General features: G+C 69.9%; 27 protein-coding genes. 16 read left to right on the top strand and 11 right to left on the bottom strand.

Annotation, left to right across the window (positions count from 1 at the left end):
• Positions 1-35 precede the first annotated feature (35 nt).
• From BC793_RS23400 to BC793_RS23390, 3 genes are all read left to right on the top strand, one after another.
• Complete coding sequence (locus tag BC793_RS23400) at positions 36-509, top strand: MarR family winged helix-turn-helix transcriptional regulator (RefSeq protein ID WP_239170260.1); 474 nt, start codon at positions 36-38, stop codon at positions 507-509.
• The gene (locus BC793_RS23395; RefSeq protein WP_109595632.1) at positions 506-2,167 is read left to right on the top strand and encodes an MDR family MFS transporter; all 1,662 of its coding nucleotides are present in this window, start codon (positions 506-508) and stop codon (positions 2,165-2,167) included. Before BC793_RS23400 ends, BC793_RS23395 begins: the two co-directional genes overlap by 4 nt.
• 89 nt (positions 2,168-2,256) lie before the next feature.
• Positions 2,257-2,565 carry an antibiotic biosynthesis monooxygenase family protein gene (locus BC793_RS23390; RefSeq protein WP_109595630.1) on the top strand — a complete coding sequence of 103 codons (309 nt, stop codon included), beginning with the start codon at positions 2,257-2,259 and terminating at the stop codon, positions 2,563-2,565.
• A 43-nt stretch (positions 2,566-2,608) separates the two neighbouring features.
• Here the strand turns inward: BC793_RS23390 and BC793_RS23385 are convergent, their stop codons facing one another.
• The gene (locus BC793_RS23385) at positions 2,609-3,427 is read right to left on the bottom strand and encodes a GAF and ANTAR domain-containing protein (protein ID WP_109595629.1); all 819 of its coding nucleotides are present in this window, start codon (positions 3,425-3,427) and stop codon (positions 2,609-2,611) included.
• A gap of 354 nt (positions 3,428-3,781) precedes the next feature.
• Here BC793_RS23385 and BC793_RS23380 point away from each other — a divergent pair, with 354 nt between their 5' ends.
• Entirely contained in the window at positions 3,782-3,982 is a 201-nt protein-coding gene (locus BC793_RS23380; RefSeq protein ID WP_239170261.1) for a hypothetical protein, read from the top strand.
• A gap of 10 nt (positions 3,983-3,992) precedes the next feature.
• On the opposite strand, the gene BC793_RS23375 is transcribed toward BC793_RS23380, so the two are convergent.
• Positions 3,993-4,502 (bottom strand): DUF1360 domain-containing protein, encoded by a 510-nt coding sequence (locus BC793_RS23375; protein ID WP_109595626.1) that lies wholly within the window; start codon positions 4,500-4,502, stop codon positions 3,993-3,995.
• Entirely contained in the window at positions 4,502-4,750 is a 249-nt protein-coding gene (locus BC793_RS23370) for a DUF6158 family protein (RefSeq protein ID WP_109595625.1), read from the bottom strand. Before BC793_RS23370 ends, BC793_RS23375 begins: the two co-directional genes overlap by 1 nt.
• Positions 4,751-4,840: 90 nt before the next feature.
• On the opposite strand from BC793_RS23370, the gene BC793_RS23365 reads away from it, so the two are divergent.
• The 3 genes from BC793_RS23365 to BC793_RS23355 all read left to right on the top strand — a co-directional run bounded on the left by BC793_RS23365 (position 4,841) and on the right by BC793_RS23355 (position 6,900).
• Entirely contained in the window at positions 4,841-5,263 is a 423-nt protein-coding gene (locus BC793_RS23365) for a hypothetical protein (protein ID WP_109595623.1), read from the top strand.
• An 18-nt stretch (positions 5,264-5,281) separates the two neighbouring features.
• Entirely contained in the window at positions 5,282-5,599 is a 318-nt protein-coding gene (locus BC793_RS23360) for a DUF3817 domain-containing protein (protein WP_109595621.1), read from the top strand.
• Positions 5,600-5,937: 338 nt separating this feature from the next.
• Positions 5,938-6,900 (top strand): C40 family peptidase, encoded by a 963-nt coding sequence (locus tag BC793_RS23355; RefSeq protein ID WP_239170262.1) that lies wholly within the window; start codon positions 5,938-5,940, stop codon positions 6,898-6,900.
• 140 nt (positions 6,901-7,040) lie between these two features.
• Here BC793_RS23355 and BC793_RS23350 read toward each other — a convergent pair whose 3' ends face one another.
• Positions 7,041-8,042 carry a sigma-70 family RNA polymerase sigma factor gene (locus BC793_RS23350; RefSeq protein WP_109595619.1) on the bottom strand — a complete coding sequence of 334 codons (1,002 nt, stop codon included), beginning with the start codon at positions 8,040-8,042 and terminating at the stop codon, positions 7,041-7,043.
• A 527-nt stretch (positions 8,043-8,569) separates the two neighbouring features.
• On the opposite strand from BC793_RS23350, the gene BC793_RS23345 reads away from it, so the two are divergent.
• A complete protein-coding gene (locus BC793_RS23345; RefSeq protein ID WP_203896343.1) occupies positions 8,570-9,259 on the top strand; it encodes an SDR family NAD(P)-dependent oxidoreductase in 690 nt (229 codons plus the stop codon).
• Positions 9,260-9,284: 25 nt separating this feature from the next.
• Here the strand turns inward: BC793_RS23345 and BC793_RS23340 are convergent, their stop codons facing one another.
• Positions 9,285-9,878 carry a dTMP kinase gene (locus BC793_RS23340; protein ID WP_109595617.1) on the bottom strand — a complete coding sequence of 198 codons (594 nt, stop codon included), beginning with the start codon at positions 9,876-9,878 and terminating at the stop codon, positions 9,285-9,287.
• Positions 9,879-10,075: 197 nt separating this feature from the next.
• Here BC793_RS23340 and BC793_RS23335 point away from each other — a divergent pair, with 197 nt between their 5' ends.
• The 7 genes from BC793_RS23335 (at position 10,076) to BC793_RS23310 (ending at position 15,387) form a co-directional block, all read left to right on the top strand.
• Entirely contained in the window at positions 10,076-10,660 is a 585-nt protein-coding gene (locus BC793_RS23335; protein WP_109595838.1) for a nucleotidyltransferase, read from the top strand.
• A gap of 1 nt (position 10,661) precedes the next feature.
• Positions 10,662-10,910, top strand: a complete 249-nt coding sequence (locus BC793_RS23330) for a hypothetical protein (protein WP_109595615.1) — start codon at positions 10,662-10,664, stop codon at positions 10,908-10,910.
• Positions 10,907-11,650 (top strand): metallophosphoesterase family protein, encoded by a 744-nt coding sequence (locus BC793_RS23325; RefSeq protein ID WP_109595613.1) that lies wholly within the window; start codon positions 10,907-10,909, stop codon positions 11,648-11,650. The genes BC793_RS23330 and BC793_RS23325 overlap by 4 nt, the downstream gene beginning before the upstream one ends.
• A 42-nt stretch (positions 11,651-11,692) precedes the next feature.
• Positions 11,693-11,836 carry a GPGG-motif small membrane protein gene (locus BC793_RS50280; RefSeq protein ID WP_170167261.1) on the top strand — a complete coding sequence of 48 codons (144 nt, stop codon included), beginning with the start codon at positions 11,693-11,695 and terminating at the stop codon, positions 11,834-11,836.
• Between the two features lie 172 nt (positions 11,837-12,008).
• On the top strand, positions 12,009-12,977 hold the full coding sequence (locus BC793_RS23320) for an MHYT domain-containing protein (RefSeq protein ID WP_109595611.1): 969 nt from the start codon (positions 12,009-12,011) through the stop codon (positions 12,975-12,977).
• Positions 12,978-13,043: 66 nt separating this feature from the next.
• Positions 13,044-13,739, top strand: a complete 696-nt coding sequence (locus BC793_RS23315) for an HD domain-containing protein (protein WP_239170263.1) — start codon at positions 13,044-13,046, stop codon at positions 13,737-13,739.
• A 28-nt stretch (positions 13,740-13,767) separates the two neighbouring features.
• Positions 13,768-15,387 carry a glycoside hydrolase family 13 protein gene (locus BC793_RS23310; protein WP_109595608.1) on the top strand — a complete coding sequence of 540 codons (1,620 nt, stop codon included), beginning with the start codon at positions 13,768-13,770 and terminating at the stop codon, positions 15,385-15,387.
• Here the strand turns inward: BC793_RS23310 and BC793_RS23305 are convergent.
• The 5 genes from BC793_RS23305 to xylA form a co-directional block, all read right to left on the bottom strand.
• Complete coding sequence (locus tag BC793_RS23305; protein ID WP_109595606.1) at positions 15,295-16,755, bottom strand: MFS transporter; 1,461 nt, start codon at positions 16,753-16,755, stop codon at positions 15,295-15,297. The genes BC793_RS23310 and BC793_RS23305 overlap by 93 nt on opposite strands.
• 68 nt (positions 16,756-16,823) lie before the next feature.
• Complete coding sequence (locus tag BC793_RS23300) at positions 16,824-18,266, bottom strand: RICIN domain-containing protein (RefSeq protein WP_109595604.1); 1,443 nt, start codon at positions 18,264-18,266, stop codon at positions 16,824-16,826.
• 2 nt (positions 18,267-18,268) lie between these two features.
• Positions 18,269-19,702, bottom strand: coding sequence for a pectinesterase family protein (locus BC793_RS23295; RefSeq protein ID WP_239170264.1), 1,434 nt, complete (start codon positions 19,700-19,702; stop codon positions 18,269-18,271).
• A 351-nt stretch (positions 19,703-20,053) separates the two neighbouring features.
• On the bottom strand, positions 20,054-21,433 hold the full coding sequence (gene xylB, locus BC793_RS23290; RefSeq protein WP_109595601.1) for a xylulokinase: 1,380 nt from the start codon (positions 21,431-21,433) through the stop codon (positions 20,054-20,056).
• A 2-nt stretch (positions 21,434-21,435) separates the two neighbouring features.
• A complete protein-coding gene (gene xylA, locus BC793_RS23285) occupies positions 21,436-22,623 on the bottom strand; it encodes a xylose isomerase (protein ID WP_109595599.1) in 1,188 nt (395 codons plus the stop codon).
• Between the two features lie 104 nt (positions 22,624-22,727).
• On the opposite strand from xylA, the gene BC793_RS23280 reads away from it, so the two are divergent.
• Positions 22,728-23,972, top strand: a complete 1,245-nt coding sequence (locus BC793_RS23280) for an ROK family protein (protein WP_109595597.1) — start codon at positions 22,728-22,730, stop codon at positions 23,970-23,972.
• A 239-nt stretch (positions 23,973-24,211) separates the two neighbouring features.
• On the opposite strand, the gene BC793_RS23275 is transcribed toward BC793_RS23280, so the two are convergent.
• Positions 24,212-25,936 (bottom strand): VWA domain-containing protein, encoded by a 1,725-nt coding sequence (locus BC793_RS23275; protein WP_109595595.1) that lies wholly within the window; start codon positions 25,934-25,936, stop codon positions 24,212-24,214.
• Positions 25,937-26,132 lie beyond the last annotated feature (196 nt).

Raw genomic sequence — 26,132 nt, 5'->3', positions numbered from 1 at the left:
CTACACGCATATCTCGATCCGGAGGAACCACGCCCGTGCACGACCACGAATCCAGCCGGCTGGCCGACGAAATCGCGCGGTTGGTCCGGATGGGCGCGCGATTCCGGGGCATGCTCAAGACCGGAGATCTCGGCGCCGAGTTCTCCGCGCTGATGCTGCTGCCACCGTTGCGGGCGATGGGCCCGATGCGGGTCACCGACCTCGCCGAGGTCAAGGGGGCCGATCCCTCGACGGTCAGCCGCCAGGCCGCCCAGCTGGTCAAGGCCGGCCTGGCCCGCCGTGAGGCGGACCCGTCGGACGGCCGTGCGTCCCGCCTGGCCGTGACCGAGGCCGGGGTGGCCGCCTGCGAGCGGATCCGGCAGGCCCGGGTGGACATGCTCACCCAGGTGCTGACCGACTGGCCCGCCGACCGGGTCGCCGCCTTCACGGATCTCTTCGAAGAGTTCAACAACGCGGTCGAGGCCAGCCTGCGCTCCGACCCGGCATCACCCCCACGGGAGACTGCGTGAGCCATCCAGCCCCACCGGCGCCGGCGCCGGTGGAATTCACCCACCGCCAGATCCTGACGATCCTCGGCGGCCTGATGATGGGCATGTTCCTCGCCGCGCTGGATCAGACGATCATGGCCACCGCGACCCGGACCATCGCCGACGACCTCCAGGGCTTCGACCTTCAGGCCTGGGCCACCACGGCCTTCCTGATCACCTCGACGATCTCCACACCGCTGTACGGCAAGTTGTCCGACATCTACGGCCGGCGCCCGTTCTTCCTGCTGGCCATCGGTGTCTTCATCGTCGGCTCGTTCCTCTGCGGCCTCTCCGACAACATGTGGCAGCTGGCCGCCTTCCGGGCCATCCAGGGCCTCGGCGCCGGCGGCCTGATGTCGCTGGCCCTGGCCATCATCGGTGACATCGTCCCGCCCCGGGAGCGCGCCAAGTACCAGGGCTTCTTCCTGGCCGTCTTCGGCACCGCCAGCGTCCTGGGCCCGATTCTGGGCGGCTTCTTCGCCGGCGCCGACACGATCCTCGGCATCGACGGCTGGCGCTGGGTGTTCTACCTCAACGTGCCGATCGGCCTGGCCGCGATGGCCGTCGTCGCCCGGGTCCTGCACCTGCCGCACCACCGCGTCGACCACCGGATCGACTGGCCCGGCGCGATCACCCTGATCCTCGCCCTGGTCCCGCTGCTGACCGTCGCCGAGCAGGGCCGCGAGTGGGGCTGGGACTCCGGCCGTTCGATCGCCTGCTACGTGATCGGCGGGATCGGCCTGATCGGCTTCGTCCTGGCCGAGCGCGCCTACCGGGAGGAGGCGCTGCTGCCCCTGGCCCTGCTCGGCAAGCGCACCGTCGCGGTCGGCGTCACCGCCAGCACCATCCTCGGCATGGCGATGTTCGGCGGGCTGATGACCGTCCCGCTGTATCTCCAGATCGTGAAGGGTTCCTCGGCCACCATGGCCGGCCTCCAGATGATCCCGTTCGTGGTGGGCATCATGACCGGCTCGATCATCTCCGGCCAGCTGATCTCCCGGACCGGCCGTTACCGGATCTTCCCGATCGTCGGCAGCGTCTTCATGGTCGTCGCGCTGTTCCTGTTCTCGCTGGTCGGCGCGGACACCCCGCTGTGGCGGACCATGCTGATCATGGTGCTGATGGGCCTCGGCCTGGGCAGCAACATGCAGCCGATGATCACCGCCGTGCAGAACGCGGTGTCACCCCGCGAGATCGGCACCGCCACCGGCGCGGTCACGTTCTTCCGCTCGATGGGCGGCACGCTCGGCACCGCGGTCTTCCTGTCGGTGCTGTTCAACGTGCTGCCCGGCAACATCAAGGAGGCGTACACCGCCGCCGAGCCGACCGCCGCCTTCCAGCAGGCGGTCGCCGCCGACCCGTCCCAGCTCAAGACCGTGCAGGCGGCGACGGAGACCGGCCTCAGCGACACGTCGTTCCTCAGCCGGCTCGCCGACCCGATCGCGCACCCGTTCAAGGTCGGTTTCGCCGACAGCGTGCACGTGGTCTATCTGATCGCGTTCTTCGTGATGATCATCGGCCTGATCGTGGTCTTCTTCCTGCCGGAACTGCCGCTCTCCCAGCGCTCGGCCCAGCAGGCCCGCGCCGAGGCGGACCGGGAGGCCGCGGAGGCCGGGGCAGGCGGCGGGGGTCCCGCCTGACCCACTTGCGGGGGTACGGGCGAAGCACCGCGCCCGTGCCCCCGGTGCTGTCGCGTCCCCTTCCCAGGGACGCGCAGTAGCGTGACCGTATGGCTGTTGTGAAGATCAACGCGATTGAGGTCCCCGAGGGCGCCGGCCCCGAGCTGGAGAAGCGTTTCGCGGCCCGGCACGGTGCCGTGGAGAACTCCCCCGGTTTTCTCGGATTCGAGCTGCTGCGCCCGGTGGCCGGCGAGAACCGCTACTTCGTCTACACCCGCTGGGAGTCCGAGGAGGCCTTCCAGAACTGGGCGAACGGCGGCGCCAAGGAGGCCCACGCCGGGGAACGGGCCAAGCCGGTCGCCTCGGGCGCCAGCCTGCTGGAGTTCGAGGTCATCCAGTCGGTGCAGAAAGCCGGATGATTTCCCGGATGGCGTACCCCGGCACGGGTACGCCATCCGTCGCTCAGGAGCTGTTACGGGCGGCCGCGGCCACCAGGCGGGTGGCGACGGTGCCCCGGTCCAGGCCGAGGCGCTGGGCGCTCTCCTGGAGGACGGCGTAGGCCTCCTGGACCCCGCAGCCCCGCTGGGCGATGATCACGCCGACCGCCCGGTCCACCTCGGCACCCTCGGTCAGGGCCTCCCGGCGATGCAGCTCACCCAGCAGGACCTCGGCCTGACCGGCCAGCGCCATCGCGGTGACCAGGGCCTCCGGGTCGACCGCGCCGGCCCGGTCGGGGTAGATGCTGACCGCGCCGACCGCGGTGCGCCGCACGTCGAGCGGGATCACGGCGACCGCCCGCAGGCCGTCGGCACGGGCCGCGGCGGCCAGTTCCGGCCACCGCTCGTCGGCCGCGAGGTCGTCGGAGGTCACCACGGAACGGGTGCGGGCCGCCTCCAGTCCCGGGCCGGTGCTTCCGGCGTACTGCAACTGATCGAACGTCTCACCCGCCGGCCCGGACGAGGCCGTGGTGATGGGCCCGCCCTCGCCGATCAGGGCGACCGAGCAGCGGACGACGCCCGGCACGGCGGCCGTCGCGAACGCGGCGAGCCGGTCGAGGGCCTGGTGGAGCGAGTCCGCGGTGAGCAGGCGGACGGTCAGTTCGTGGAGGAGGCCGGCGAGTTCCACCGGGTGCGGCCCACCGGCCGGGGCGCCGGTGACGGGAGCCGCGTGCCGGGAGGTGCGACGCGGCGGGGTGAGCGATGACGTGCCGTCTTTGGGGGTGCGCCGGGCCAGCCGGGCGCCACGCTGCGCGGCCGGGACACGACGTTTCGGGGCAGACACTCGACGGATATTGCCACGTCTATCCGCGATCGTGCGCGATCAGGTGCCACGTTCGGGGGGTGTTGCCTGGATAAACCCGGTGCGGAAACTTTCCGGACCGGGAAAAGTACTGCGCCGCCCCCCGGTTGCCCGGGAGGCGGCGCGAATGCCGGTGTGCAGGTCGCCTCGCGGCGAGTGGCTCAACACGGCTCCAGCCGAACGGTATTCCGTGCAGGCGTTGAGTGAGGCCCGGGGACACTGGGCACACCGGCATTCGTTCACAACCGTCGGCAGCATCCGGCGATTCCATGAGCGGGTGTGACCTGAATTACACCCGCGGGTTTGGTGGGATCGCCTGCGGGTAGACCACCCGCCGTGACCGACGACATCCGTGAGCTGGACTCTTTCCTGGACACCGTCTACGACGCACAGGAGCGCCTGACCAGCGGAGACCTGCAACGCCGGGCGATCGCCGCGGACCTTCCGGCAGCCGCTCTGACCCGCATCGACGCCTTGCCCGAGGGCGAGTACGCCCAGGACGAGGCCGCCGAGGCCCTGCGGGCCCTGCACCCCTGAGCCGGCCGGTTCAGGCCCTCTCCGCTTTCTCCTTGGCGATCGAGTACGCCATCTGGAGGAAGTCGGAGACGGCCGTGGCGGTCAGCGCGGTGGCGGCCAGGCGGGTCAGCCGCGGTGCCAGCACCAGTCCGCCGGTGAGCCCGGTGGAGACCCAGACCGCCAGACAGAACGGGCAGGTGATCAGCTCACCGATACCGTGCCGGACGGTGCTGCCCTCGTCGCGGACCTCCTCGTTGAGCTCGGCCGCCCCGGCCGGTTCGGCGTAACGGGTGAACGGCGCCCGCAGCGGGCTCGTCACCGCGTCCTTGGCGACCAGCCGGCTCAGCTTGTGGGTGGCGATCGACAGCAGCGCCACGTCGGCCATGGCCGGGCGCTCCGGGACCGGCCGCCCGGTGAGCCGCACGGCCGCGGCGAGAGCCCCGGCCAGCGCCCCGAACGCCCCGATGGCGACCAGGTAGCCGTCGAGCGGCCGGTGCTCGTGCGGCGCGTACGTCCGGGCCAGCCGCGTCAGCACCGCCATCAGAAGTCCCGGGTGAGCCGGTCCGGGTCGACCTCGCGGCCCGGGTAGCGCGCCATGTATTCGGTCTCCAGTTCGGCGGTCCGCTTGAAATGGTTCTCCAGTGCCGGGTCCGGGCCGTGCCGCAGGGTGTGCAACCGGGTCCGGTAGAGGCTGGCCAGTTCCCGGAAGAGATCGTCGTCGGCCAGTCCGGCCGGATCGATGCCGGTGTCGAACACCACCGCCGCACCCTCGTCGTGCCGCGCGTTCATCGTCGTGCGCCTCCCGTTCGCTGTCGGCTTCACTCGCCTGCACCGGTTGCCCGACGGGACCGCCGCCAAACCCGCCGGTACGCTCGGGGTATGAAAGGGCTGTGGACGCCGGCGTGGATCGCCCGGCATCTCCTGGCGCTCGTGCTGGCCGCCGGCTGCCTGGCCCTGGGCTGGTGGCAGTACAGTCGCGCCGCCGACGGCAACTCGATCAGCTGGGGCTACATGTTCCAGTGGCCGGTGTTCGGCGGGTTCGTCGTCTTCATCTGGTGGCGTGAGGTCCAGCTGGCCCGCCGCGGGCCCGCCGGCGAGCCGGTGTCCCCACCGCAGCCGCCCGCAGCACCGGCCACCCCGGGCGCACCGGTGACGCTGGGCCGCCCGGTCCGGGTCTCGGTCGAGCCGGCCACCGGCCCGGCCCACGATCCGGAGCTGGACGCCTACAACGACTATCTGGCCTGGCTGGCCGCCCACCCCGGTGCGCGCCCGTCCGACTACCCCGGCCGCATCACCACCTGAGTCAAGGAGTCACCCGTCGTGCAGGGAGCCCTCACCCGTTACCGGATCATCGCCTGGATCGTCGGCATGTGTCTGCTCGCCCTCACCTTTGGCATGGTGCTGAAGTACGGCCCGGCTGACAACCCGACCGTGGTCGAGACGGTGGGCCAGGCCCACGGCTTCCTGTACATGATTTATCTGGTCGCGACCTTCGACCTGTCCCGACGCGTGCCGTGGCCGTTCAAACGAATGCTGCTCGTCATGCTGGCCGGCACGATCCCGTTCCTGTCGTTCTGGGCGGAGCGTCACGTGAGCCGGCACTGGGTTCCCACCGCTGCCCCGGCACTGGTCGAATAGTCCGTTCACCGCTTTGAGATAACGCTCAGCGGCGGTCAAATAACAGCCCGTTATCGGGACTATTCTCGCAAGCCCGGCTATTGGTAGAAATCACTCTGCCAGGCCTTGATTTCTTTTCTTCCGTCGATAGGTTAATGCGGTTGGTCCGGTCCGCAGCCACAAACCCTCGGGTGGCGCCGGCCAACGCCGCCGATTGACGAGCGGTGATCCGGCTTCCACCCCCCAGGGGCGCCGGGCACCGCAACCGGACCGGATACATACGCGGACAGGGTCTCTCTTCCAGCCCTACGGTCCCGCCGACCCGGTAGGCGGCCAAGCGGAAGAAAGGCCCCTGACCAGTGCCACACCCCCGTACCCGGTTCCGGGCGCTCGTGGTCGCGCTGACGGCGTTCGCGATCACGACGTCGGGAGGGACGGCCGCCCATGCGGCGCCGTCCGCGAACGAGATCAAGAAGAAGATCGAAGCGGCCTCGGAGAAGCTCGAGGACGTCACCGAGCAGTACAACAAGCTCCGGCTCGACGTGAAGGCCACCAAGGCCGACGCCGCCAAGCTGGAGGCCTCTCTCAAGCCGGCTCAGGCTGCGCTCGCCGACGCCACGGCCAAGGTGCAGACCATCGCCACCACCACCTACATGCAGGGCCGTACCGGCGCGATGACGGTCCTGGTGAGCGGCGACTCGCGGACCCTGCTGGAGCGCCTGGCGGTGCTCGACCAGATCACCAAGTCCAACCAGCAGGACATCGACGCCTTCACCGTGACCACGACGACCTTCGCCGAGCGCAAGGCCGCCCTCAAGGTGACCCAGGACAAGCAGAACGCCCAGGTCACCGAGCTGGCCAACCGCAAGAAGAAGATCGAGGGCGACCTCGAGAAGCTGTACGACATGCGTGAGGCCGCTTTCGGCAGCCCCACCGAGAACAGCGGCTCCTACACCGGCACGATCCCCGACATCCCGGGTTCGGCCGGCAAGGCGGTCACCTTCGCCTTCAACCAGATCGGCAAGCCGTACGGCTACGGCGACGCCGGCCCGAACTCGTACGACTGCTCCGGCCTCACCTCGGCGGCCTGGGCGGCAGCGGGCAGGTCCCTGCCCCACAACGCCGCCGCGCAGTACAGCGCCACCGCCCGGATCAGCCGGGCCGACCTGCAACCCGGTGACCTGGTGTTCTACCGGAGTAACGGGCACGTCGCCATCTACGTCGGCGGCGGCAAGATCATCGACGCGCCGTCGGCCGGCCGGGACGTACTGCACCGGACGATCGACATCATGACCCCGAACGGCTACGGCCGGATCAGGTAGCGGAATCCGGCCGGTTCTCGCTGCCGTCCCGACGACGTGGGGGCGGCAGCGGACAACCAGCCGGAGGTAGTCCCGGAACACACGAGAAGGCCGGCACCCCGCGCGGGGAGCCGGCCTTGATCGTTTCAGTCAGACCCTGGTCAGGCGGCCTGAAGACCCTCGGCCCGGGCCAGCTCACGCAGCCGGCCGAGCGCCTGGATCTCCAGCTGGCGGATCCGCTCCCGGCTCAGCGAGAAGCGGGACGCCACCTCGGTCAGCGAGTGCTCGCGGCCGTCCTCCAGCCCGTACCGCGCCCGCATGATGCCGGCCGACCGGTCGTCCAGGTGGTTGAGCAGGCCCTCGATGCGCTGCCGCTCGAGCGCGTTGAGGACGATCTCCTCGGGGCTCGGGGCGTCGCTGTCGGCGACCAGGTCACCGAGATTGGTGTCGCCGTCGTCGCCGACGGGGGTGTCCAGGGAGACGGTGTCCTGCGCCCAGCGGGTGAGCTCGTTGACCCGCTCGACGGTGACGCCCAGCGCGGCCGCGATCTGGTCGGGCTCCGGGTCGGCACCCAGCTCACGAACCAGCTGGCGGGTGACGTTGCGCATCCGGTTGACGTCCTCGACCAGGTGGACGGGGAGCCGGACGGTGCGCTCCTGCTGGGCGATGGCCCGGCTGATCGCCTGGCGCACCCACCAGGTGGCGTAGGTGGAGAACTTGTAACCGCGCTCGTAGTCGAACTTCTCGACCGCGCGGACCAGGCCGGTGTTGCCCTCCTGGATGAGGTCCAGCATCGGCATGCCGGACCGGACGTAGCGGCGTGCGATGGAGACGACCAGCCGAAGGTTGGCCCGGATGAACAGGTCCTTCGCGCGCTGGCCCTCGGTGACGAGACGTTCCAGTTCCTCCCGGCTGACGCCGCGACGCTCCTCGCCCGTCTCGAGCAGGTGCTCGGCGTAGAGGCCCGCCTCGATTGCCTTCGAGAGTTCGACCTCCCGTGCGGCGTCCAACAACGGCGTCCGGGAGATCTCGTGCAGGTAGACTCCGACGAGGTCGCGCTCTTCGGCGACCTGGTCGGTACGCATCACGGTGTTCTTCTCCACGTGGCCCACGGTCCCCTCATTGCCGTCACTAACCCTGTTACGGGCATTACCTGCGTCCATCAGCCCTCTCCCGTAACGTCCGCAGCTCGTGCATTGCGGTTGCTGACACATCTACACAACAAATTGCTGGCCGCACTGATTCCGGCTGGTGGATCGAAAGTGTCACGAATGTCTGGGTGGTACCTGAGAGCCCAGTGCGTGAAAGCTGGATGCGGCATCGTCGCGATCGTCGTGCTGACGATCGGATACCCTCTACCCGCTTCATAACACCATCGGCCTCTCATCGTCACAGCGACGGGCATCACCCTGCGCTGCGCGATGCTCGTCACCCCCGAGTACGGGTTTCGCGCTCCTGGGGTTCATGTGCAGCATCGGCCGGGCTTCGACGAGCCTGAAACAAACGCCTCCGCGAAGATCCCGCGTCCGGGGGCCGAACGGGACCACCGGTCACAATGCGCCACGCCACGCCACACTTCACTCGCCCACACGGGTGACGCCGGAGGAGCGCGAGACATTCCCAGGTGGCGGCCAGGTTCGAGGGATAAGTGAGGAACAGCACACCCACGACGGTGTGACAGGCTGCCCCCATGATCTCCATGCGCACGGCTCTGGTGACCGGCGGCAACGGCGGGCTCGGCACCGCCACGATCAGCGCCTTCCTGGCCGCGGGCTGGCGGGTGGTGGCACCGGTGCGGCCCGGGACGGCCGATCGGCTGCCCGCCGGGGTGGTCGCCGTGGAGGCGGATCTCACCGACGAGGCGGCCGTGCGGGCCGCGGCCGGGACAGCGGCGAGCGACCCCGAGGCGCCGCTGCGGGCGGTGGTCAACCTGGTCGGCGGGTACGCGGGGGCCGGCCTGATCGCCGACACCCCGGTCGCCGACTTCGAGGCGATGCTCGCGATCAACCTGCGGCCCACGTACCTGACCACGGCGGCGGCGCTGCCGTACCTGATCGGGGCCGGCGGCGGCTCGGTGGTGTGCGTCTCGTCGCGGGCCGCGGTGTCCCCCTTCCCCGGCGCCGCCGGTTATGTGACCGCCAAGGCCGCCGTGCTGGCCTTCGCCGCCGCGGTCGACGTCGAATACCGCAAGAAGAACGTGCGCTGCAACACCGTCCTGCCCAGCGTCATCGACACCCCGGCGAACCGGGCCGCCATGCCGGACGCCGACCACGGCCGCTGGGTGAGCCCGGCCGAGATCGCCGAGACCGTCCTCTTTCTCGCCTCGGACGCGTCCGCCCGGATCAGCGGCGCCCAGATCCCGGTCTACGGCCAGGCCTGAGAACCCGGTCAGCCTGAGAACCCGGTCAGGCCTGGCCCAGCTCGGCGAGGATGGCCTTGGTGACCTGACCCGGAGTGCCGTTGGCGTCGATCACCACGAACGTGGGGTATTCGCGCAACGACCGGTAGGCGGCATCCGCGGCCCGGAGATACTCCATGGTCTCGGTGTCGTAGCCACGGCGCTCGATCCGGTCCTGCGCGATCTCCGGATCGACGGCCAGGAAGAACGTCACGTCCGGCCGCGGGAACAGCCGGTAGGCGAGGCGGGCGAAACGCTCGGCGGACGGGCGGGCCCCGTGCGCGTGCAGGCTGGCGAACTGGCAGACCGCATACCGGTCCATCACCGCGATCTCCCGGCGGGCCGCCCGGCGCAGCAGGGTCCGGGCGATCGCCAGCCAGCGGAGCATGGACTCGACGACGAGGGTGCCCCGGCGGCCGAACAGGTCCTCGGCATCGGTCCGGCCGATCATCAGCGCGATCCGGCCGAACCAGTGGCGGCCGCCGGCGTTCTGCCGGTATGCCGCCGGGTGCCCGGCGGCAGCCAGTTCAGCGGCGACGACACGCGCCTGGGTGGTCTTGCCGGAGCCGTCGATACCGACGAGGGCGATGGTGCGCGGCATCCGGCGGGGCCCGCTGGAGGGGACGGGGGCCGGTCCGGACTGCGCGAGGAGAGCCATACCAAATGACGGTAGTCCCCGTCGGCACCTTCTGTTCCGCACCGGCGGGCACGAATGGTCACCCAGAATGATCGTGTTGGTTCAAGGTGCCGCAACTCCGGGTAGTCGTTCACGAACCGGACACGGGACAGGAGGACGGCATGCCACACCGTGTGGACGAGGGTTTGGCCATCACTTTGAAGCGGGTCGCCTCGACTCTGAAGAGCGCGGACATCCCCTTCGCGCTGGGCGGGAGCTTCGCGGTGTACGCCCGCGGCGGCTACTCCAGCGATCACGACGTCGACTTCCTGATCCGCGAACAGGATAAGGATCGGGCGTTGCAGGAGCTGGCGGCGGTGGGGTTCGAGACCGAGCAGCCGCCGGAGGACTGGCTGGTCAAGGTCTATGACGAGGGCCGGATGGCGGATCTGATCTACCGCCCGGTCGAGTCTCCGGTCGACGAGGAGACACTGAAGGACACCGAGCAGATCTCGGTCGAGGCGATCTACATGCCGGTGCTCTCCGCGTCCCGGCTGATGGTTCACAAGCTGCTCAGCTACAGCCAGCACTACTGCGACTTCGCCACCGGACTGCCCGTCGCCCGCTCGCTGCGGGAGCAGATCGACTGGGAACGCGTACGCCGGGAGACCGTCGCGTCCCCGTACGCCGAGGCCTTCCTGGTCCTGCTGGACCGCCTGGACGTGGTGCCGTTCCCCGGGGCGACGGAATTGAGGGTAGGGGGATGAGATGACCAATCAGATCGATCTCGAGGCCGAGATCCAGCGGCTGCTCACCGAGCACGACCGCGTCGCCGAGCAGGGCATCACCGTGCACCGCCGGGACAACGTGGTGGTGCTCGGCGGGGAGGTGGAGAGCGTGCAACGGCGCGACGAGATCTGCCGGCAGATCGGCAGCCACTTCCCCGAGATCGAGATCACGTGCGACATCGGCATCACCCGGGCGCAGGCCCCGAGTGAGGTGGAGGAGATTTCATGATCCGGATCGCCGCCGTGGGCGACGTCCACGTGGACAAGGATGTGGTGGGCCGCTACCGGCCCGCCCTCGAACAGCTGCCCGATCGCGCCGACGCCCTGCTCATCGCGGGCGACCTGACCCGCCACGGGACGGTCGAGGAGGCGCGGTGCTTCGCGACCGAGTTCGGTGGTCTGGCCGTGCCGGTCGTGGTGGTGCTGGGCAACCACGACCATCAGAGCGACCAGGAACAGCAGGTCACCGAGGTGCTCACCGACGCCGGGATCACCGTGCTGGAGTGCTCGTCGACGGTCCTGGAGATCCGCGGTCACCGGCTCGGCATCGCCGGTGCCAAGGGGTTCGGCGGAGGGTTCGCCGGGGCGTGCGCCAGTAATTTCGGCGAGCGCGAGATGAAGACGTTCGTCGGCGTCACCGAGGACATCGCGGCCCGGCTCGGCGAGGCGCTGCGCTCGGTCGAGTGTGACGCCCTGGTCGCGCTCACCCACTACGCCCCGGTGCCGGAGACCCTGGCCGGTGAACCGCTGGAGATCTACCCGTTCCTGGGGTGCTACCAGCTCGGCAACGCCGTCGACTCGGCACCGACCGCGCTGGCCCTGCACGGGCACGCGCACCACGGATCGGAGCGTGGCCGTACGCCCGGTGGGGTGCCCGTACGCAATGTCGCCCACCCGGTGATCAAGCAGGCGTACAACGTGTACCAGTTGCTCTCCGAGTCCGTGGATTCCGAACTCGTGTCGGCCTGATCCCAGGTTTCCGATTTCGAGGCACCGGGTATCCGAGATGACATGGACCTTCTGCTTTGGATTCTCGCCGTAATCCTCGTGGTCGCCGGTGTTCTCGCGCTGTTCCGGCGGCAGATCCTCTGGGGTGTCGTGCTGATCATCGTCGGTCTCCTGGTGGGCCCCGGCGGCGTCAGCATCTTCACCTGATCGTCCTGAGCCCCCTCGGTAACCTGCGTAATCTGCACACCCGATCCTGAACCGGGGTCGCCGCGGCTTGGTCCATAACGGACACAGCCTCGGTGGCCCCGGTTCTTCTCTTTCGTGCGCCGCCGCACACAACGTGCGATGTACGCCCGCGGATATCTGACTCAATCCCGGCGTGGCTGACGTCCATCACTTCACCTATGGCGCTTACAACCCGATAGCCGCGTACCTGCTGGCTTTCCTCGGTTCCTTCCTCGGGCTGCTCTGCACCGCCCGGGCCCGCGACGCCCACAACCGGGGCCGGCGCAATCGATGGCTGGCGATCGGCGCGTTCGCGATCGGGGGTGGCGGGATCTGGCTGATGCACTTCTCCGCCATGCTCGGTTTCGACGTCCCGGTCAGCCCGGTCCGGTACGACCTCCCCCTCACCGTCCTCAGCCTGGTCTTCTCCGTGGCGACCGTGGGCATCGGCCTGATGATCGTCGGGCACGGCGAACGCAGCGTCACCAGGACGGTGGCGGCGGGCCTGCTCACCGGCACCGGCGTGATCGCCATGCACTACACCGGCATGGAGGGCATCCGGGTCTCCGCGACCATCCACTACTCCCCGGTGCTGGTCGCCGCGTCCGGGCTGATCGCCATCACGGCCAGCACGATCGCGCTCTGGTTCGCCGTCTCGGTGCGGGGGTGGGCCCAGGTCACCGGCGCGGCCGCGGTGATGGCCGTCGCGGTCTGCGGCATGCACTACACCGGCATGGCGGCCATGTCGATCGAGCTGACGCCGGGAGCGCCGGCCGCGGGCGGCATCCGGCCGCTCACCATGCTCGTCCCGATCATCCTGATCACCACGGCCAGCATCGTCGGGGTGGCGCTGAGCGCTCTGCAGGCGATGACCGAGGAGGAGTTCACCGACGGGGCCGGAATCCAGAAGCGGGGGGTGCACGCCGAGACGCCGCAGCCGTGGATGACGAAACACACGTCGATGGGAGCGATGCGCCTGACCCCGGCCGCCCGGGCGGTCGCCGCGAGCCGCGCCGCCGGTGGCCGGGCCGCCGGGAGCCGTCCCTCTCCCGGGCCACGTTCGTCGCCCCGCCCGTCACCCTCTCCGGCGCAGGCCGCCCCACCGGCCACATCCGGCAGCTGATCGAAGCCCATCCCCGCCCGTCATCCGGTATACCTGTTCGTCATGGCGCCAAGGATGCTGCTCTCGATGCCACTGCACGCCATCACCGAGGTGTACGGCGAAGCCGGCCTACGTGACCGATTCGCCCTGGAACTGGAGTCCTTTCCCGTCGACGAGCGCAAACAGCTCGTCGAGGCCCTCGATCTCGCGTCCGTGCTGCACGCCGCCGACCGCCGGGTCCGCGAGCCGTACGTCAACCATCTGCTCCGGGTCGCCATCCGGATCATCCGGTACTACCAGGTGCGGGACGTCGACGTACTGGTGGCCGCGCTGCTGCACGACGCGGTCGAGGACCACCCGGCCGAGCTGGCCGAGCTGGAGGCGGGCGCCTCGCATGCGGAGCTGACCGACGCGGCGGTGGCCGAGCTGGCCCGCCGGTTCAACCCGCGGGTCGCCGAGCTGGTCCGGTCGGTCACCAACCCGCAGTACGACCCGGACCGGGACAAGCACGAGCAGTACCGGCTGCACGTCGCGGAGAACCTGGAGAACGACCCGTGGGCCCGGGTGATCAAGATCTCCGACTTCACCGACAACGGGGTCGGCGTGATCCACACGACGCTGGAGAAGGCGACCAGCTCAGCCCGCAAGTACCGGCCGCTCGTACCCACCCTGCGCGAACTCGTCGGGCGGCCGGACACGCCACTGTCCACGCAGGCCAAGGAACACATCCTGGACCAGATGGACCTCGCCGAGGAGCGTTTCGCCGCGATCCTCGACGAGTAGGGGCCGGCCCCGAACTACCGTGGGGGCCATGCCTACTGACGCCTGGTGGCGGGACGCGGTCATCTACCAGATCTATCCCCGATCGTTCGCCGACGCGGACGGCGACGGCATGGGCGACCTGCCCGGTATCACCGCGCGGCTGCCCCTGCTGCGGCGGCTCGGCGTCGACGCGGTCTGGTTGTCGCCGTTCTACCCCAGCCCGCAGCACGACGCGGGCTACGACGTCGCCGACTACCGCGGCGTGGACCCGCGGTTCGGCTCGCTCGGTGACGCCGACAAGCTGATCGCCACGGCCCACGAGCTGGGGCTGAAGATCATCGTGGACCTGGTGCCCAACCACACGTCCAGCGAACACGCGTGGTTCCGGGCCGCGCTGGAGGCCGGTCCGGGCAGCCCGGAGCGGGCGCGCTACATCTTCCACGACGGCGAGCGGGGCGGCGAGGATCCGCCCAACTCGTGGCAGAGCGTCTTCGGCGGTTCCGCCTGGGAGCGGCTGCCGGACGGCCAGTGGTATCTGCACCTGTTCGACGTCTCCCAGCCCGACCTCAACTGGGACCACCCGGAGGTCCGCGCCGAATTCCTGGACATCCTGCGGTTCTGGCTGGACCGCGGTGTCGACGGGTTCCGGGTGGACGTGGCGCACGGCCTGATCAAGGACGCCGAGCTGACCGACTGGACGGCCCCGTCGGTGATCCTCGGCGGGCTGGACCCGGTCGGCCCGCCGCCACCGATGTGGGACCAGGAGGGCGTGCACGAGATCTACCGGCAGTGGCGGGCCGTCCTCGACGAGTACCCGGGGGGCCGCATCCTGGTGGCCGAGGCGTGGGTGCAGCCGGAGGAGCGGCTGGCCCGCTACGTGCGCCCGGACGAGATGCACCAGGCGTTCAACTTCCCGTACCTGGAGGCGCCCTGGTCGCCGGCCGAGCTGCGCGAGATCATCGACACGTCGCTGGCCGCGAACGACGCCGTCGGCGCGACCACCACCTGGGTGCTCTCCAACCACGACGTGGTGCGGCACGCGTCCCGGCTCGGTTTCCCGCCGGGTGAGGGGCGCAAGCCCGGCATCGGCGCCGGCGACCCGCAGCCGGACGCCGGCCTCGGGCTGCGCCGGGCCCGGGCGGCCACCCTGCTGATGCTGGCCCTGCCCGGTTCAGCCTACCTCTACCAGGGCGAGGAACTGGGGCTGCCGGAACACACCACGCTGCCCGACGAGTTCCGCGAGGACCCGGCGTGGGAGCGGTCCGGGCACACCGAGCGGGGCCGCGACGGGTGCCGGGTGCCGATCCCGTGGGAGGCCGACGCCCCGTCCTACGGTTTCGGGCCGGGCGACGCCAGCTGGCTGCCGCAGCCGAAGATCTGGGCCGAGTACGCCCTGGACCGCCAGATCGACGTGCCGGGCTCCACCTGGGAGCTGTACCGGACGGCGCTGGCCACCCGGCGTGACCACGAGCTGGGCTCCGGGGAACTGGTCTGGCTGGCGGGCGACGAGAGCGCGCTGGCGTTCCGCAACGGCGACGTGACCGTGGTGACCAACTTCGGCGCCGAGCCGGTGACCCTACCGCCCGGTGCCCGGGTCCTGCTGAGCAGCGAGCCCCTCGACGCCCAGGGGCGGGTCCCCACCGACGTGACGGTCTGGTCGGTGTTCTGAGGCGACCGCCAGCAGGGCGGCGTGCGTGTCGGCCATGTCCACCGCCACCGTCCTGCTGGCCAGCCAGTACATGATGCCGGTCGGCACGAAGAAGATCTGGAAGGCGGCCAGCCCGACCGCGTAGTTCAGCGGCGGCGGGTAGGCCCCGGCCAGGCTCGCGAAGGCGACCGCCACCAGCACGTTGCCGCCGGCCCGGCCGGCACCGTTGACCAGGTTGCCGAGGCTGTAGACGGTGCCGCGATGCTGCGGCGGATTGACGTCGGCGATCATGGCGAACCAGTTCGGTGAGTTCGCCGACGTCAGCATCAGCGCGAACACCGCCACCACCAGGCAGATCCCGACGGTCGGCTCGGTCACCACATTGGCCAGCACACCGCGGACCACCGCGGCGGTCCCCTCACCGTCCGGCACGGTGATCTTCATGGGGACGAAGAACAACACCACATACAGGGGTACGGCCGACAGCACCCCGACCGACGCGACGAGGGCCCGCCCGCGGGGCGTACGCCGCTGCAACCGGTCCCCGGCCAGGCCGCCGAGGATCGACAGCGCCGCGCCGAGCTGGAAGATCGTGGCGAACACGCTGCCGATCAGCACCGCCGTGCCGGTGGTGTAGCCCTGGTCCTCGGCCCGGGCCCGGAACAGCACCGGCAGCCACACCATCGAGCCGAACGCGATCTGCGCGGTGCCGCCCTGGAGGATCAGCCAGATGTTGGTCCGCCGTTTCAGGATGACCGGCAGGTCCTCGTGGTGGATCCGCTCCTCGTAGTCGATGCCGGCCAGCTCGGGCTGGCTGTCGCCGCGCGGCACGTTGAAGGTGAACAGGTACGCCGCCGTGGCGATCAGCCCGGCCACCGCGGTCACCAGGAACGGCCGGCGCCAGTCCGCATGCCCCAGGAGGCCGCCGATCAGGGTCCCGGCCAGCGTGCCGACCCCCTGCGACAGCCCCCAGAAGCTCATCACCAGCCCGCGCCGCCGCGGCGAGATCAGATCGCTGACCACCGAGAAACTGACCGACGCCACCCCGCCCAGCCCGAACGCGGCGAGCACCTGCCCGGCCAGGAACGTGCCGTAGCCGTCGGCCAGTCCCGACCAGGCGGTACCGAGCACCCAGATCACCGTGCCCGCCACCAGGACCGGTTTGCGGTCGGTGCGGTCGCCGACGTACGCGAACCCGATCGCGGCGACCGCACTGATCAGGAACATGATCGTGGTGGCCAGCGCGATGTGCGCCTCGCTGACGCCGAGTTCGGCGCCGATGCTGCCGTAGAGCGGCGGGACGATGCCGATGGCGATGTTGTCGAGAGCGGCGAGGACGACGAAGACCACCACGCTGTATCCGCGGTGCACCGTGCCGCCCCTGCCCATCACCGGAGAAGGTTAGCGTGGGTGAATGCGGAGGTGGCGCCACCTCCGGGCGGCGCCACCTCCTCGGCTCACCCGCCGATGCCGGCCTGCGGGCCGGCGTACTTCGCCAGCAACGCGGGGACGTCGGCGGCCGCGTCCAGGGTGTACGGGTAGAAGCTCTTCGGGTCGAAGGCCGATCCGTTGGTCTGCTGCTTGCCCGAGGAGTTCTTGACGATGCTGCCGCTCTGCTTGAGCTGGGCGGCCGACGTGTCGTTGTAGAACGGGTTCGCGACGTTGTCGAAGTAGCTGTTCTCCAGAACCATCTTCGTGCCACCGCGCGACAGGTTGCCGTACGAGGTGATGTTCTGGAGGTGGTTGTTGTAGAGGTGGGCGTACGCGACGTTGTCGGTGCTGGGGTTCCGCTGGTTGGTGCCCTTGATCCAGTTGTGGTGGATCGTCATCCGCGCGGTCACGTTCTCGGTCCAGCCGATGCCGAACGCCTTGTTGCCGGTCTCCAGCACGTTCCAGGACACGGTCAGGTACGTGGTGTCCTTCCGGCTGTCGATCATGCCGTCGTTCATCCGGGTGATCCGGTTGTGGTCGATCCAGATGTGATCGGCGGTGTCCATCTGGATGCCGTCGAAGTCGTACGTCTTGTCGTCCGGGTCGTCGTCGGTCATCTGGGTGTCGCGGATGGTGAGGTTGCGGATGATGACGTTCCTGACCCCGGCGCCGAGGAAGAAGCCGCCGCCGACGATCTCACCCTTCGTGCCGACGCCGACGATGGTCTTGTTCGACTTGACCTTGAGTTCGGTGCCCTTCGGGGTGACCGTGATGGGGCCACCCACCTTGATCACGTAGGGCTCGGTCGCGGTGACGTACTTCGTCAGGTCGGCCAGGGTGGTGACGGTGACGGTGGTCCCGGCCGCGCCGCCGGTGGTGCCGCCGCCGGTCGAGGCGAAGCCGTCCGGGGTGGACGGCCAGGTCCGGTCCGGCGAGGACGACACCGGGGTGAACGCCCACTGCTTGTTCGAGTTGGCGGTGCACGTCTCCTGGATGATCGCGGCGCCGTTCGCGGTCGACGCGCCCTCGTCGGAGACGCACAGCCCGTTGCCGACGTTGATGATCTGGAACGTGTCGGTGCCCGACGCCGCGACCTTCCACTGCTGGTTGGTCTGCGAGCCGGCACAGGTGTACTGCTGCAGCCGGGCGCCGGAGGTGGCCGACGCCGACGGCACGTCGAGGCACTTACCGCTGTTCACGTTCTGGATCAGGAAGTTGCCGCCGGACGCGACCAGCTTGAACTGCTGCCACGCCGAGTTCGCGGTACAGCCCCACTGCTGGAGCAGCGCACTGTTCGCGGTCGAGGCGGACGGCACGTCGAGGCACTTGCCGCTCTTCTTCACGATCAGCTGGTACGTGGTGCCGGCCGTCGGCGCGGTCGCCGCGTTCGACGGGAGGATCGACCAGCCGACGAGGGCGGCCGGAACGGCGAGGACGGCGGTCGCCAGGAGGATGCGCTTCTTCTTCATGATCAGCCCACCGGGTTCCAGTTGTCGGTGCCCGCCAGGTACTTCTGCGGGGTGTAGTTCGCGGCCTGCGCGTCACTCAGCTGCGGCCGGTTGCTGTTGGTGGTCGCGCCGGCGCCGGTGTTGCGGTACTCGAGGAACCGGGCGTTCTGCCAGACGTTGCCCGACATGTCGGTCCAGGGCTGGGCGGTCTTCATGGTGGCGCTCAGGCTCGACTCGCGGAACAGCACCTGCGCGTTCGGGCCCCACGGGCGGCCGAGCTGGGTGGTGTTGTTCGTCGCGCCGGTGATCGTGCACCGGTAGAAGAGGAAGCCGTACGGGTTTGCCGCATCGGTCCGGGCCGCCGTGATCGGACCACCGGTGGTCCGCTTCTCGTAGACGCTGGTGGCGTTGAAGACACCGGTGCCGGAGCCGAAGATGAAGTCGACGGTGCCCTCGACGTACGAGTTGCTGACGTACGTGCGGCCGCTGTTGAGCAGGAACGTGTCCTGGTCACCGAGCAGGCGGACGTTGTCCAACCGGGTCCGGTCACCGCCGACGTTGAGCGCCACGGCCTGGTCACCGGTCTCGTAGGTGTTCTCGTCGTAGTCGTTCGAGACGGTCAGGTTCTTCGCGACGAAGTCCTTGCCGTTGACGAACATCGTGGCGCTGCCCGAGGTTCCGCTGGTGTAGGCGGAGTTGTTGTAGACGATCACGGTCTGTGCGGCGGAGCCACCGCCACCGGTGAGCGTGATGAACGGCTTGTTCGACGGGATCGTGACGACCTCGCGATAGGTGCCCGGCTTGATGGTGATCTCGACCCGGCTGGTGTTGTTCGCCGGAACCGCGTTGATCGCCGCCTGGACGGTCCGGTACTTGCCGGTGCCGTCGGCCGCGACGGTGAAGGAGCCACCGGTGACGGCCGTGAACGCCCACTGCTTGTTGCTGTTGGCGGTACACGTCTCCTGGATGATCGCCGCACCGTTCGCCGTCGACGCGCCCTGGTCGGAGAGACACAGCCCGTTACCGGCGTTGATGATCTGGAACGTGTCGGTCCCGGACGCCGCCAGCCGCCACTGCTGGTTGGTCTGCGAGGCGGCACACGTGTACTGCTGCACCTGCGTGCCAGAGACCGTCGACGCGGACGGCACGTCGACGCACTTGCCGCTGTTCACGTTCTGGATCAGGAAGTTGCTCCCCGACGCGACCAGCTTGAACTGCTGCCACGTCGAGTTCGCGGTACAACCCCACTGCTGCAGCAGGGCACTGTTCGCCGTCGACGCCGACGGCACGTCGAGGCACTTGCCGCTCTTCTTCACGACCAACTGATAGGGGGTACCTGCCGTCGGCGCGGTCGCCGCGCTCGACGGCAGGATCGACCAGCCGACGAGCCCGATCGGCACGACCAGTGCGGCCGCGACGCCGAGCATCGCCCGTTTCCGGGATTTCTTCTCTGCCACTGCGGTCTTCCTCACGTGCGGGGATGACGGCCGAGGGGGATGTCGGCCGGTGTTCCTGTGCACGTAGATGCCGCAACAGAGCAGAGACAACAAAAACTTCAAAAACTTTCCGGGATACGAGCCACGCCCCCCAACCACCCACGCAAAAGGCACCCGGCTGGCTCCCACCGCTGTCTCAAGGCCCTTGAGACAGCGGTGAGGACAGCCGGACCAGATCTTGCACAGCTGGCTCCCACCGCTGTCTCAGGCGCCCTGAGACAGCGGTGAGGACCAGCCGGACCGGATCTTGCACGGCTGGCTCCCACTGCTGTCTCGGGCGTGCTGAGACAGCGGTGGGAGCCAGCCGGGGGTTCAGCCGCGGGCGGTGGCGTACTGCTCGCGGATCGACGGGACGCTGTCCGCCTCGTACACCTCGGGGGTCTCCGCCGACCAGACCGGCGGGAGGTCGCCGCCGACGGTGACCCACGCGGCCTGGCGTGCCGCGCCGTCGGCGACGTATTCGCCGGGCGGCGGGACGACCACCGGCTTACCGAAGAGCGCCGGCGCGATCCGGCGGACCGCCTCGCTACGCGCCCCGCCGCCGACCAGGACGATCCGGTCGGCCACCGCACCGCTCGCGGTGAGCGCGTCCAGACCGTCGGCGAGAGCGCAGAGCATGCCCTCGACGGCCGCCCGGGCCAGGTGCGCCGGGGTCGACGTCCGCAGGGTGAGCCCCTGGATCGTGCCGGTGGCGTCCGGCCGGTTCGGGGTCCGCTCCCCCTCCAGGTAGGGCACCAGGACCAGCCCGTCGGCGCCGGCCGGAGCGGACAGCGCGAGCCGGGACAGCTCCTCGTGGTCGACGTTCAGCAGCCGGGCCGCCGCGTCGAGGACCCGGGCGGCGTTGAGCGTCACCACGATCGGCAGGAACCGGCCGGTGGTGTCGGCGAACCCGGCGACCGTGCCGGTCGGGTCGTTCGGCGAGACCTCCGAGGAGGCGAAGACCGTGCCGGACGTACCGATCGAGACGATCACGTCGCCGGGGGCCGCGCCGGTGCCGAGTGCGGCCGAAGCGTTGTCCCCGGCGCCCGGGCCCAGCGGGGCACCGTTGGGCAGGTGCCCGGCGATCCCGGTCGGGCCGAGCACCTCGGGCAGGATCAGATCCCGGCCGAAGCCGAGTTCCAGAAGGTCACGCCGGTACTCGTTGGTCTTCGCCGACCAGTAGAGGGTGCCGCTGGCGTCGCTGCGGTCGGTCCGCAGGTCACTCAGCGAGGTCGACCCGGACAGCTTCCACGTCAGCCAGTCGTGCGGCAGGCACACCGCCGCGACCCGCGCCGCGTTGGCCGGCTCGTGACGGGCCAGCCAGCGCAGCTTGGTCAACGTGAAGCTGGCCACCGGCACGATGCCGACCGCGTCCGCCCAGGCCGCTCCGCCGCCCAGTTCGGCGATCAGATCGGCGGCCGCGCCGGCGCTGCGGGTGTCGTTCCACAGCAGCGCCGGCCGGACCACCTCGCCGTTCTCGTCCAGCGCGACCATGCCGTGCTGCTGCCCGGCGACCGAGGCGGCGGCCACGTCGTCCAGGCCGCCGGCCTCCTCGATCGCCTGCCGCAGCGCGGTCCACCAGGCATCCGGGTGCACCTCGGTGCCGTCCGGATGCGCGGCGCGGCCCTGCCGGACGAGCTTGCCGGTCTCGGCATCGCGGATCACGACCTTGCACGACTGCGTCGAGCTGTCGATCCCGGCTACCAGCGCCATGGTTAGCGGGCCCCGATGAGGTGCTCGATGGCGAGCTGGTTGAGCCGCACGAAGTGGTAGCCCTGCGCGCCCGCCGCGTCGGCGTCGAAGTCCTCGAAGGCACTGCGGTCGGCGAGCAGGTCGGTGTAGCTCTCGCCCGGGTTCAGGGTGGGGACGCCCAGCTCGGCGACCTTCGCCGCGGCCAGCGCCTCCTGCACCTCGGGGTCGGCGCGGAACGCCTTGGCCCGCTCCTTGAGCAGCAGGTACATCCTGACGTTGGCGCGGGCCGACTCCCAGACGCCGTCGAAGTCCTCGGTCCGGGACGGCTTGTAGTCGAAGTGACGCGGGCCGTCGTAGGCCGGGGCGCCGTCGACGCCACCGTTCTCCAGCAGGTCGACCAGGGAGAAGGCGCTGAGCAGGTCACCGTGGCCGAAGACCAGGTCCTGGTCGTACTTCGGGCCGTGCTGGCCGTTCAGGTCGATGTGGAAGAGCTTGCCGTGCCACAGCGCCTGGGCGATGCCCTGGGTGAAGTTGAGCCCGGCCATCTGCTCGTGACCGACCTCCGGGTTGATGCCGAACAGCTCGGGACGGTCGAGTTCCTGGGTGAACGCGATGGCGTGGCCGGCGGTCGGGAGCAGGATGTCGCCACGGGGCTCGTTCGGCTTGGGCTCGATCGCGAACCGGAAGCCGTAGCCACGGTCCTCGGAGTACTGCGCGAGCAGGTTGAGGGCCTCACGGTAACGGTCGAGGGCGGCCTGCACGTCCTTGGCCGAGTCGTACTCGGCGCCCTCACGGCCGCCCCACAGCACCAGGGTCTTGGCGCCCAGCTCGGCACCGAGGTCCATCTGGCGCAGCACCTTGCGCAGCGCGTAGCGCCGTACGTTGCGGTCGTTGCTGGTGAAGCCGCCGTCCTTGAACACCGGGTGGGTGAACAGGTTGGTGGTGACCATCGGCACGACCAGGCCGGTCTCGTCGAGGGCCTTCTTGAAGCCGGCGACGATGCCGTCCCGGGTCTGCGCGTCGGCGCCGAACGGGACCAGGTCGTCGTCGTGGAACGTGATGCCGTAGGCACCGACCTCGGCGAGCTTGTGAACGGCCTCGACCGGGTCGAGGGCCGGGCGGGTGGCGTCACCGAACGGGTCGCGGGCCTGCCAGCCGACGGTCCAGAGGCCGAAGGAGAACTTGTCGTCGCGTGTGGGCTGGACGGACACGGGTAACCTCCCGGAAATTGTTTAGTGGTTGAATTATTTGACTGCGGTATGGCACTGTCAAGAGCGTGTTGGCCGCCTCCACAACTCCGGTGCGCCAGGCGAGCGTGCGCGCCCATAATCTCGCGCTGGTGCTGCACACCGTGGCAAACAGCACAGATCCGCCATCTCGGGCATGGGTCGCCGGGTCAACCGGATTGACCCGCGCGACCGTTTCCGCCCTTGTCGACGACCTAGTGGCCGGCGGCCTCCTGATCGAGGTCGACCCACCCCCGCGCACCGGCGCCGGACGTCCCGCGGCCGGCCTCGCCCTCACCTCCGCCGGGCCGGCCGGCCTCGGACTGGAGATCAACGTCGACTACCTGGCCGCCTGCGTGGTCGACCTGACCGGCGCCGTCCGCCACCGCCACGTCGAACACGCCGACCAGCGCCCAGCCGACCCGGCACAGGCCCTCGCCGCCCTCGGTCGGCTCGCCGCCACCGCGCGGCTCGCCGCCGAGGCCGACGGTCTCATCGTCGCCGGCGCCGCCCTCGCCGTGCCCGGCCTGGTCGCCGGCGGTGTGGTCCGGGTCGCACCCAACCTCGGCTGGCAGGACGTCGACGCGGTCGCCGCCCTGCGTGCCGTCCCGGAACTGGCCGACCTGCCGATCACCGTGGACAACGAGGCCAACCTGGCAGCCCTCGGCGAGCTACGGGTCGCCGGCGGCGCCGCGGCCGGCACCGTCGGCCACCCGGCCTCGCATACTTCCGGCGACATCCCGGGGGCCGCCGATCCCTCCACCGTGCCGTCACCCTCGGCCGCCTCTTCACCCGTCGCCTCTTCGGCCTCCGCCGCCTTCTCTCCTTCAGGTGGCGCGTCTCGCCGTGAGGTGAGGAACTCGTTCCTCTATGTGTCCGGGGAGATCGGCATCGGGGCGGGGCTGGTGCTCGACGGGGAGCTGTACCGCGGTGTGCGCGGGTGGAGCGGTGAGATCGGGCACGTCACCGTCTATCCCGACGGGCGGCCCTGCCGGTGCGGCGCCCGCGGTTGCCTCGAGCAGTACGCCGGGCAGGAGGCACTGGCCCGCGACGAGCAGCTCGCCGCCGCCGCGCTGGGCATCGCGCTGTCCGCGGTGGTCAACCTGCTCGACGTGCCGGTCATCGTGCTCGGTGGCGCCTACGCGCCGATCTTCGGTTCGCTGCGGGCGGGCATCGAGGCCGAGCTGCGGCGGCGGGTGCTGACGGCCGGGCTCGCGCCGGTCACGTTGCGGGCGGCGGCACTCGGAACGGACGCGGCCATGCGGGGCGCGGCGGACGTGATCATCCGCGGAGTACGCGAGGATCCCGCGGCCTGGCTCCGCCGCGTCTCCTGATCGGTCCCCGGCCAGCCGACCCGACCGCGTCATCTTCCTGACCAGGCGAGCCGAGGGTCGGGGGTGTGCAGGGGCGGCCGGCCTGCGGACGGTGCGCCGTCCGGACCTTTTGCGCGGGGTGGGGCGCCCGGGCCGTACCGTCGCGGGATTTCTGATCGTCGGGAGGTGCGGCAAAGGCGGCGGCCGCCGCCCTCGGGTGAGGGACGGCGGCCGCTGAGGTGCCTGTGGCGCGGTGGTGCCTAGATGACGCCCGTCCGCGAGCCGATGGCCTGCGCGAAGATGCTGGTGATCAGCGTGGGGTCGGGTGCCAGGAAGACGCCGCTGTTGCTGTTGGGGAGGGCGTCCCGCAGCATCTTGAGCTCGTCCACGCTGACCTTGTCGCCGATGCCGATGAGCACCAGGCGGATCGGCTTCTTCGGGTCCTGCGCCCTCTTGAGCCCGGCCACGACCTGCTCCTTGGTGAGGCCGGCCTGGTTCTCGTTGGCGCCGTCGGTGAAGAGGATGACCGAGTTGATCTTCTGCGGGGAGTAGTTCTTCTTCACGTGGTTGTACGCGTCGAGAACCGTGTCGTAGAGCCCGGTGCCGCCGTCCCGGTTGGGGTCGAGCCTGGCGATCGAGTTCTGGAGCTCCTCGCGGCCGGTGGTCAGCGACGTGATGCCGACCAGCGACTTCCACGGCTTCGTGCCGTTCTCGTTGGTGGAGAACCGCCAGACGCCGACCGACCACTTGTTACTGAAGAGCGAGAGGCCCACGCTGGCGGCCGCCTGGGTCACCTGCGCCCGGGTCTTGCCCCCCGCGGTCGGCACCGCCTCGGCCATCGAGCCGGACGTGTCGAACACGGTGAGCGCCTGGCCCGGCTTGGTGGTGGCGATCCAGCCACCGACCACGGCGCTCAGGTCGCCGCCGGTCAGGGCCGCCGAACCCGCGGTGCCCTCGGCCGACTTGGTGGCCGCCGGGGTGACCGCCGGGGACGCCTTGGGGGCGCCCATCGGGGCCGGGAAGTTCGCGCCGTAGGTGCCGTCCGGCGCCCGCAGACCGGCCGTGGCCAGCGCGTTCTTGGCACCGGCGGCGGTCAGCTGCTCGAGCAGCCCCTCGGCGGCGTCGGACTTCTGCTTGTCCACCACCTGCGGCATGATCGTGTACGGGTAGTCCAGCGGCGCCGGGCTCGGCTCCATGTAGATGGCGCTGAGCGGGATGGCCGGGCGCTCGGCGTTGTAGGCGACCACGTCCTCCTCGGACAGCGGCGCCGCACTCACCGTGTTGCTGCTCCCGATGTCGGTCTCCGACTTCGGGAACCTCGCCACGAGTTCCTCGCGCAGGACCGCCTTGTTGGTGTCCAGCGCGGTGAGCGCCCGCGACTTGGCCTTGAGGGCCTCGATCGGGTCACCGCCGGCCGCACCGGAGGCCTGGCTGAGCGCCAGCAGGCTGGTCAGACCGGACGCGTCCTGCGTCGGGTCCATGATGCCGACCTGAAGCGGCTCGCCGGTGTTGAAGTTCGCCAGCAGATCGGTCCAGCCGATCGACTTGTTCGGCCAGCCGAAGGTCTTCGCGATCGGCTCCGGCATCGCCAGCACGAGGGGGCTCTGGGCGACGGACGTGGCCGTACGCGGCAGGAAGCCGGCGGCCTCGGTCTGGATGCGCAGCAGCCAGGTGGAGGAGTCCGGGATCCAGACGTCGGGGACCTGAACGGCCTCGGGCGCCGGGTTCAGACCGATGAGGGCGACCGAATGGTCGCGGGTGACCGCGCTCGCGATCGTCGCCGGGAGTTCGTCGGTGACGTCGACCGCGATGCAGGTGCCGTCGACTTCGGCACCCGCCTTGGTCCACTGATCGGCGACCGACTGCACGGCGGGCACGATCTCTGGAGCGGCGGCTACCGCGAGTTTCACGGACCCGGAGCAACCCGAGGCGGCGAACTGCTGATAGCCGAGGTACGTCCCCGCAATTACGACGACTATCGCCATCGCACCTCCGACGACGCCCGCTCCCTTTGAGTTGAAGTTTCTACGATGGCGGCCAGACACGCGTCCCATAGTGCGCATGTCCGAAGCTGAATGCCATATACGTTCGGACGAAAATTACTCAGATTGGCGCTTCCCGATCTAGAAAACACCGAGCGTGATGACGCCGTCTCGATCTGTATCAAAGTTGACCTGCGAC

It is taken from the genome of Actinoplanes xinjiangensis (genome assembly GCF_003148685.1).
In the GTDB taxonomy this organism is placed as follows: domain Bacteria; phylum Actinomycetota; class Actinomycetes; order Mycobacteriales; family Micromonosporaceae; genus Actinoplanes; species Actinoplanes xinjiangensis.
This window is presented reverse-complemented; position numbering and strand designations above follow the sequence as displayed.

Coding starts and splice junctions, on each gene's coding strand:
- BC793_RS23390 (WP_109595630.1), top strand. CDS start 2,257: ATGGCTGTTGTGAAGATCAACGCGATTGAGGTCCCCGAGGGCGCCGGC.
- BC793_RS23375 (WP_109595626.1), bottom strand. CDS start 4,502: ATGGCGGTGCTGACGCGGCTGGCCCGGACGTACGCGCCGCACGAGCAC.
- BC793_RS23370 (WP_109595625.1), bottom strand. CDS start 4,750: ATGAACGCGCGGCACGACGAGGGTGCGGCGGTGGTGTTCGACACCGGC.
- BC793_RS23365 (WP_109595623.1), top strand. CDS start 4,841: ATGAAAGGGCTGTGGACGCCGGCGTGGATCGCCCGGCATCTCCTGGCG.
- BC793_RS23350 (WP_109595619.1), bottom strand. CDS start 8,042: ATGGACGCAGGTAATGCCCGTAACAGGGTTAGTGACGGCAATGAGGGG.
- BC793_RS23345 (WP_203896343.1), top strand. CDS start 8,570: ATGATCTCCATGCGCACGGCTCTGGTGACCGGCGGCAACGGCGGGCTC.
- BC793_RS23340 (WP_109595617.1), bottom strand. CDS start 9,878: ATGCCGCGCACCATCGCCCTCGTCGGTATCGACGGCTCCGGCAAGACC.
- BC793_RS23335 (WP_109595838.1), top strand. CDS start 10,076: ATGCCACACCGTGTGGACGAGGGTTTGGCCATCACTTTGAAGCGGGTC.
- BC793_RS23330 (WP_109595615.1), top strand. CDS start 10,662: ATGACCAATCAGATCGATCTCGAGGCCGAGATCCAGCGGCTGCTCACC.
- BC793_RS23325 (WP_109595613.1), top strand. CDS start 10,907: ATGATCCGGATCGCCGCCGTGGGCGACGTCCACGTGGACAAGGATGTG.
- BC793_RS50280 (WP_170167261.1), top strand. CDS start 11,693: ATGGACCTTCTGCTTTGGATTCTCGCCGTAATCCTCGTGGTCGCCGGT.
- BC793_RS23315 (WP_239170263.1), top strand. CDS start 13,044: ATGCCACTGCACGCCATCACCGAGGTGTACGGCGAAGCCGGCCTACGT.
- BC793_RS23310 (WP_109595608.1), top strand. CDS start 13,768: ATGCCTACTGACGCCTGGTGGCGGGACGCGGTCATCTACCAGATCTAT.
- BC793_RS23305 (WP_109595606.1), bottom strand. CDS start 16,755: ATGGGCAGGGGCGGCACGGTGCACCGCGGATACAGCGTGGTGGTCTTC.
- BC793_RS23300 (WP_109595604.1), bottom strand. CDS start 18,266: ATGAAGAAGAAGCGCATCCTCCTGGCGACCGCCGTCCTCGCCGTTCCG.
- xylB (WP_109595601.1), bottom strand. CDS start 21,433: ATGGCGCTGGTAGCCGGGATCGACAGCTCGACGCAGTCGTGCAAGGTC.
- BC793_RS23275 (WP_109595595.1), bottom strand. CDS start 25,936: ATGGCGATAGTCGTCGTAATTGCGGGGACGTACCTCGGCTATCAGCAG.